Origin of the sequence: Rhodococcus sp. 4CII, assembly GCF_014256275.1 — a bacterium.
Classification (GTDB): Bacteria; Actinomycetota; Actinomycetes; order Mycobacteriales; family Mycobacteriaceae; genus Rhodococcus_F; species Rhodococcus_F wratislaviensis_A.
The window spans coordinates 3,067,501-3,075,000 of the sequence record NZ_JACCFE010000002.1 but is presented as its reverse complement, the minus strand read 5'-3'; the positions used below and the strand labels follow the sequence as shown (position 1 = coordinate 3,075,000).

The 7,500-nt window shown below is 63.1% G+C and carries 3 protein-coding genes, 2 rRNA genes and 2 pseudogenes (1 of these 7 only partly in view); 4 read left to right on the top strand and 3 right to left on the bottom strand.

All coding sequences use genetic code 11. The features are described from left to right. Positions 1–1,560, top strand: a 23S ribosomal RNA gene (locus tag H0B43_RS14935) (it extends 1,574 nt beyond the left edge of the window). A gap of 123 nt (positions 1,561–1,683) precedes the next feature. Beyond that, positions 1,684–1,800: ribosomal RNA gene (gene rrf / locus H0B43_RS14930) — 5S ribosomal RNA — on the top strand. A 496-nt stretch (positions 1,801–2,296) separates the two neighbouring features. On the opposite strand, the pseudogene H0B43_RS43150 reads toward rrf, so the two are convergent. Both H0B43_RS43150 and H0B43_RS14920 read right to left on the bottom strand, forming a co-directional pair. Beyond that, positions 2,297–2,820: pseudogene (locus H0B43_RS43150) on the bottom strand (ATP-binding protein); the annotation flags it as partial. 173 nt (positions 2,821–2,993) lie between these two features. Then, a complete protein-coding gene (locus tag H0B43_RS14920; RefSeq protein WP_185727211.1) occupies positions 2,994–3,173 on the bottom strand; it encodes a Mu transposase domain-containing protein in 180 nt (59 codons plus the stop codon). 701 nt (positions 3,174–3,874) lie between these two features. Here H0B43_RS14920 and H0B43_RS40895 point away from each other — a divergent pair. Next, positions 3,875–4,216: a helix-turn-helix transcriptional regulator gene (locus H0B43_RS40895; protein WP_213015144.1), complete on the top strand. Its 342-nt coding sequence runs from the start codon at positions 3,875–3,877 to the stop codon at positions 4,214–4,216. Positions 4,217–4,248: 32 nt separating this feature from the next. Then, positions 4,249–4,830 carry a dihydrofolate reductase family protein gene (locus tag H0B43_RS14910; protein ID WP_185727212.1) on the top strand — a complete coding sequence of 194 codons (582 nt, stop codon included), beginning with the start codon at positions 4,249–4,251 and terminating at the stop codon, positions 4,828–4,830. Between the two features lie 277 nt (positions 4,831–5,107). Here the strand turns inward: H0B43_RS14910 and H0B43_RS43145 are convergent. After that, positions 5,108–5,920 (bottom strand): annotated as a pseudogene (locus tag H0B43_RS43145) (Tn3 family transposase). Positions 5,921–7,500: the final 1,580 nt, after the last annotated feature.

Genomic DNA, 7,500 nt, shown 5'->3' with positions numbered 1-7,500 from the left:
AACCATCCTGAAGCGTCCTTACGTCCCTTCGGGGGCCCTGGACGTGGATGCATGGGACCTGATCTGGTAGTAGCCAAGCGATGGGGTGACGCAGGAAGGTAGCTGAGCCAGTCAGTGGTAATACTGGTGTAAGCCTGTAGGGCGAATGGTAGGCAAATCCGCCATTCACACAGCCTGAGAGGTGACGCATAGCCGAATGAGGCGAATTCAGTGATCCTATGCTGCCGAGAAAAGCCTCTAGCGAGCTTTCACACGGCCCGTACCCCAAACCGACACAGGTGGTCAGGTAGAGAATACTAAGGCGATCGAGATAACTATGGTTAAGGAACTCGGCAAAATGCCCCCGTAACTTCGGGAGAAGGGGGGCCTCGTCCGGTGATCACTCTTGCAGTGTGAGCTGGGTGGGGCCGCAGAGACCAGTGAGAAGCGACTGTTTACTAAAAACACAGGTCCGTGCGAAGTCGTAAGACGATGTATACGGACTGACGCCTGCCCGGTGCTGGAAGGTTAAGAGGACCGGTTAGCTCCTCGGAGCGAAGCTGAGAATTTAAGCCCCAGTAAACGGCGGTGGTAACTATAACCATCCTAAGGTAGCGAAATTCCTTGTCGGGTAAGTTCCGACCTGCACGAATGGCGTAACGACTTCTCAGCTGTCTCAACCATAGACTCGGCGAAATTGCATTACGAGTAAAGATGCTCGTTACGCGCGGCAGGACGAAAAGACCCCGGGACCTTCACTACAGCTTGGTATTGGTGTTCGGTTCGGTTTGTGTAGGATAGGTGGGAGACTGTGAAGCGCTCACGCCAGTGAGTGTGGAGTCGTTGTTGAAATACCACTCTGATCGTATTGGACCTCTAACCTCGGACCATGATCTGGTTCAGGGACAGTGCCTGGTGGGTAGTTTAACTGGGGCGGTTGCCTCCCAAAATGTAACGGAGGCGCCCAAAGGTTCCCTCAGCCTGGTTGGCAATCAGGTGTCGAGTGCAAGTGCACAAGGGAGCTTGACTGTGAGACTGACAGGTCGAGCAGGGACGAAAGTCGGGACTAGTGATCCGGCACCGGCAAGTGGAAGCGGTGTCGCTCAACGGATAAAAGGTACCCCGGGGATAACAGGCTGATCTTCCCCAAGAGTCCATATCGACGGGATGGTTTGGCACCTCGATGTCGGCTCGTCGCATCCTGGGGCTGGAGTAGGTCCCAAGGGTTGGGCTGTTCGCCCATTAAAGCGGCACGCGAGCTGGGTTTAGAACGTCGTGAGACAGTTCGGTCTCTATCCGCCGCGCGCGTTAGAAACTTGAGGAAGGCTGTCCCTAGTACGAGAGGACCGGGACGGACGAACCTCTGGTGTGCCAGTTGTTCCACCAGGAGCACCGCTGGTTAGCTACGTTCGGAAGGGATAACCGCTGAAAGCATCTAAGCGGGAAGCCTGTTCCAAGATGAGGTTTCTCACCCCCTCGAGGGGGTAAGGCCCCCGGCAGACCACCGGGTTGATAGGCCAGAACTGGAAGTCCGGTAACGGATGCAGGTGACTGGTACTAATAGGCCGAGGACTTACCACAAAGAAGCTACGCGTCCACTGTGCGGTATCTGAAACAACACACGTTTCGGAGCAGACCACGAAGAACACCACCACCTGGGTGGTGGGATCTTCGCCGATGTTCCGTGTGACAGTTTCATAGAGTTACGGCGGCCATAGCGGAGGGGAAACGCCCGGTCCCATTCCGAACCCGGAAGCTAAGCCCTCCAGCGCCGATGGTACTGCACCCGACAGGGTGTGGGAGAGTAGGACACCGCCGAACATCCGTTACCGAAAGCCCCCCAACACCGTTGGGGGGCTTTCGGCATTCCGGGGCATCGAATCGTGCGCACAACAACAGGTTTCATCGCTGTCGGCAGCGACAGTCGCACCGCTGGGCCGGTCGAGAAGCAACCAATGCGTCGCCGTTGTTCGCTCGATGACTGTGCGATCGGCACAAACACATATCGGAGCGCCAGCATTCGGAATAGGTGCTCGTCGAGGCGGAGCGCTCTGGCCGGATTGGAATGGATTCGAGCGCAATTGAATCCAGTGATGTCCAGGCAGCCGGCACAGGAAAGCCGCAAACCCTGACACGGTCGGGTCGCCCGGGATACCGACACCCAATTGCTGTTCCGGTTCGTCGCCGGCGTCTACGACCGCCGTTTATTTGCTATCGCCTTGCCCTGGCGGTTTGAGCGATTTTACCCGAGCTGTCTGACCTGCTTCCGGCATCTGAAAATTGACCTCCTGGTGTGGATTGTGGTCGTCCTCGGCGGCAGACTGGCGCGTTCGGAGCGGCTCGCGACGAGTGGAAGAGGAGGTTTGCTGCCTCTGCCTCGAAGAAGATGTAGCCAACCTCGTCGTCCACCATCAAGGGATTGCGGCCGAGTTTGATCAGTTCCGATTCCAGTCGGTCGGTGTGATTGGTGTCGGCGGGCCGGGTAGCCCATTGGGCGGCGGTCACGAACAAGACCCGGCGGCCGCTTTGGCAGGCGCGGATCGCGAGCCCGATCGCCAGGCGAGTTTTCCCGCTGCCGGCCGGTCCTCGGACTCGTCCAACGATTTACGGGTTGGGAAACGCGCCGACCGGATCCGGGATTCACCGCCGTGGCTTTCCCGGGCGGAGACCTCCCGCTGCAGCACGCGAACAGGAACTCCTCGTGGGTCCAGTTCTCGGACCGGGCCGGATCGTTTAACCGGCCGGCAGCATCACGGAGGGCGGTGCCTTCCGAGCGCGGGTGAGGAAGCTCAATTCCGCAGTCGGATCCTGATCTGATGTTCTGGTGTTCGCGGTCCTCAGGCGACCGTTCAGTCGAAGTCCTCGATTCCGAGGGCGGCGTCGCGGTCGCCCCAGGATCGGATCTGCACCTTGGTGTCTTCCGACGGATGCACCAGCGTGATGCGGTCATGGCGCAGTGCCGCAGCAGCGTCGGCATGCTCGGGATCGGAGAGCAGGGCGCCGTCGCATCCGGCTCACAACCGGACCAGGTCGGCGGTGACCTCGATCCGCCGGCCGATCACCGACGGGTGCACCGAGTAGTCGTTGGAGTCAAGGCGAATGTAGTGATCGGGGGCCATCCGCGTCGACTGCCGCCATCCGGTGCCCGGTTGCACAGGAGGCAGCGTCAGCATCGCGCGTCGGTCGGTGTCCATCCGATTCGCTGGTACACAGCCCACTCATTTTGCGGCGGTGTTCCCCACTGCCAACCACGCCGTGAGTTACCAGTTGAAGAGGGGTGCCGCGGATGCTCTGGCAATCCTGTGTCCATTCGGACTTGCGGGGTGGCGCGACCACCCGGCCGCGCCTTCGCCGTCCCAAATCAGTACCCGCGGCACCGCACCGAGTGCGTCAATGAGGTGCCACCAGCCTGCGAAGAATCCTCTGCGCCGCGGGTGGGCACCAACACAGTCGACAGTCAACGCGAATAGCCGCGGGTCATCGTCAAGTCCGGGAGCTTTGTCGGGGTCCGCGACTATCCGTGATCGACCGGCAGGGTGGACGGCGGCAACCAGAAATCGCACTGGGCGATCTCCCCGCGTGATCATATGCCCACCCGCGCGTTGGAGTTCGCTACTCACTCCGGACCCCCGTCCGTCAGCGTGCACTTCAAGCCGTGGGGCTGGCGCCGTTCCTTACGATGCCCGCGGCCGAGCTGTGTGATCGGCCGGTGACGGTAGAGCAGGTTTGGGGCCGGCCCGCCAATGCTGAGCTGCGAAACCGGCTGGCCACGGCATACGGACCGCAAGAGATACTGACGCTGCTCGAGGGGGGAGCTAATGCGACGGCTGTGCGAGACCGACCGGCCTGGGTCTGTTCCGCCAACGAGCAGCGTCATCGCGGCGACCAACGGGGCGTGGCGATCGGCGACCTGAGCGTGGCCGCCGGTGTCAGCAGCACTCATCTGGCGCAGCGGTTCAAGGAGCTCATCGGCGTCAAGCCGAAGCGGCTGGCCCGCACCTACCGCTTCGCCGCCCCCGTGTTCGCGATCAACAAGCCGGACCGATCGACTGGGGCGATCTCGCCGGTGGCGCAGGCTACTTCGACCACGAGTTCCGGGCGTTCCCCGGGCTCACGCAGACCCGGCACGTCGAAGTCCGGCGGCGGTTCCTGCGCGAACATCCCGGCCACGCGCTGGACGGCTGTCCGCTGCCGGACGATTGATTTCTTACAAGTGCGACAGCTCATGACACGCTAATTTGGGGGCACCCCGAAGCAGAGGAGAGCCCCGTGGGCAAGGTGGTCATGTACAGCTCGGTGTCGGTGGACGGCTTCGTCGCGGACGAGAATGACCAGCCCGGACCGCTGTTCGACTGGTTGTCCAGCGGTGACGTCCCGTTGGACGAGAGCGGCGAGTTGAACGTGTCGCAGACGTCCTACGACTACATCCGGCCGTACTGGGACCAGATCGGGGCGACACTCGTCGGCCGCCACGTCTTCGACATTACTGACGGCTGGGGCGGGAATCCTCCGGGCGGGATCGATCACGTGGTCGTCGTGACCCACCGGCCGGAGCCCGAGGGCTGGGACCCCGAGGCGCCGTTTCACTTCGTCGACGGCGTCGAGGCAGCCGTGGCCAAGGCGCAGGAGCTTGCGGGTGACCGCATGGTCGAGGTCGCCGCTGGCGACGTCGGTGGCCAGGTGCTTGCCGCGGGCCTGATCGACGAGGTGCGCATGGACGTCGTGCCCGTCGTGTTCGGGTCCGGCAAGCGCTACTTCGGGTCGGTCCACGCGCAGCACCTGTTGGAGGATCCTGACGTGGTGATTCAGGGCAACCGGGTGCTTCACCTGCGCTATCGGGTGCGCCGTTGACCGATCTGAGCGGGCACGCGAAGAAGCCCAGTGCGAACAGTGACACAAGATCGGGCCTCCGGCCGCGTGTGCGCATCGCTGTCCCTGGTCGGGCACCCGATCCGCCAGCACCTCACCCGCCGCAAGTTCAACTCGAGATCACTGGTTGCCGGTTTCGTTGTTGGATTCGACGACCGAGCGCAGGACGCGGCCGATCGCAACGACCCGGTCGGCCGGTAACTCGATGGGCAGGGGCGCGGCTTTCGGCCGCGCCCACCGCCCGCCGGTTACGGCCTGGTCAGAAGAGGGTGTCGCGCACCCGTAGTGGCCGGTTGCCGGTGCGGCCGATCTGGGCGAGTTCGCCTTCGATGTCGACCTCGATTTCGCCGAAGAAGTTGATGTTCGAGCTGTGCGCCGGGGAGATGTGGGCCAGGACCTCGTTCTCGACGCGCCGGTCCGCGACGCGCATCGACTCCAACGCCAGGCCGTAATACTCGGTCGTCCAGGTCACCACCGCGTTCGTCACGAGGGTCAGGCACCACGCCTGCTCGGTCTGCTGATCCAAACGACGGGCGCGCACCCATGCCCTCGTGCGCATACAGGAGGTCCCGCTTCAAAGCGCTCGGCAACTCGCCCTTGTTGAGCTGCCGGGAGATCTTGCGCCGATACGCCGGGGCGGACAGGTAGCGGGCAGCGTAGATCGTTCTCCGCAGCGCCCGGTACTCCTCGAGCGCCGCGGCCAACGCGTTCTGGCGACTGGACGCCGAGAGTTTACCGACCAGCAGCGAGGCAGTGGCGTGCCGGAACTTCAACGACCCCGCCAAACGCAGCAAATCGTCCCGTGGGCGGCGACCAGGTCGAGATCGGCGCGCCGGGTCAGCAGCGGCCCGGCCAGCGAGAACGCCGACGCAGCCTCGGATTTCGATCCGGCCCGGTACCGGGTGATCTTGCCCAGGTCCCGGATCCGGGGCGAGAGCTGCAACCCCAGCAGATCGAACAAGCCGAAATTGGATACCGCCGCCCCGGCTCCCGCCGGGTCAACGCCTGCGCGGTCAACCGGCAGCTCACGCCGGCCAGAACCTGTGCCGCTTCGCCGGCAATACCGACACATCCACGGTGTGCACGTCCGTCCCACGCAGAAACTCCAGCTTCGCGATCTCAACCTTCACCGCCGCGGGCGACGCTTCCACCGGCCCCTTGCCCTACCACCGCGATCGCGTCATCCCGATCGCCGGATCCACCACCAGCAACCCATCCGGTACGGCGCTCGCCGGTGAACTCGTGCGCCAATCGGTCGAACTTTTGCCTTCGACCTGCTACTCAGGCGGGCGGGGAGCGAGCTTCGGTGTCGGGATCTTCCCGATCGCATCGCCCTCGTTCGGCTCCTTCACCAGGGGTGTTCGAACCACAGGCTGGCGAGGAGTGAATCGTCACGGCGGGACGGATCGAGATTCGACGCGTCGACTGGGAGTGCCCTGAGGCGGATCCCCTCCACAGGCTTGACCACCTGCACTCCCTCGTCAGCCGGCACCGGGCAACGCCCATCCACGAGGCGGAGACTCCCGATGATGCGAGCATGCGTTGACGGCCACCTCGCCAAATCTACTGCGGCGCAATAGTTTGCGGCTCTTCGCAACTCCTCAGGCGAAGCCTGGTGGCGTCGCCGGAATACTGCAAGGCGACGACCGGGTAGCCGTGCTCCGGTAGTACGCGGACACTTCGACCGGCCCGGGGCATCGCGTAGCCGGGTCGGCGAACATCAGCGCCGTCATCTGTGTTGTGTCGGCATACGCGATCCGCCAGGCCGGCGGGCAGTGGGAGACGTGGGTCGCCAGATGTTCCCGATCCCGCCCACCCGGCCCTGGAGCATCGTGGGGTACCTCCCTGAACTCACTGATCCGCTCTCGGGCCGGGGATGCCCGAGAGCTTGGGGAAGGGCGGTGACAGTGTCGATTTGGATTGGATTTCTGCGCTCGCAGCAGATCACGGCCTGAACAGTCACTTCCTCGAGCCGCGCGTTCTCCGCGTACTCACGACCGTCGACCCGACGGGCATCTTGTCTTCCCCGATCGTGAGCGTGGACGGTTCAGGCTGTTCTCCTATAGAGCGCCGCGCCTCATGCCCCGTTCGACACCCGCACCCCCAGCCGTCCATGCGAGCGGCCATCGCTGACCGCAGACAGTGCGGTCGGCACTCCAATCCCTATGGACGACGTCAGCGCCGTCGGGAGTGGGACTGACGACATCGCGTGTCCCTCGACGGAAAGAGTGCCATTGGGCGTACTGCCTCACCCTGCGCGATCACGGACCTACGAAACCGGCTCAGCGTGCAACCAATCTGATCCGACGACGAGCGCGGGCAAGACTCGCAGATCCACGAATGCTCGGCGCCAAATGCTCGCGACCAGGCGATTTGGAAAACTGCGGTCGGTTCGCGTAACTTATTCCAAGTCAGAGCGACACGGACACCGACATTCACCACCTGGTGACTGCAACGAGGTTGTACGAAGTGCCTGGCCAATCCGAAGTTCACCATCGTGTATGGTGGTGCTTCAACCCCGGAATGTCTTCAGCGGGTACCGGTTTGCGCCGGTCAGCCCAATGAGATAAGCTGGAAAAGTTGCCCCGGAGCGAACGGCGAGTGAGCCGGAAGCGATGGTGTGTGCGTGTTCTTTGAGAACTCAACAGTGTG

Excerpts from the sequence above, each read along its gene's own strand:
- H0B43_RS14920 (WP_185727211.1), bottom strand. The coding sequence starts at position 3,173 with ATGGACACCGACCGACGCGCGATGCTGACGCTGCCTCCTGTGCAACCG.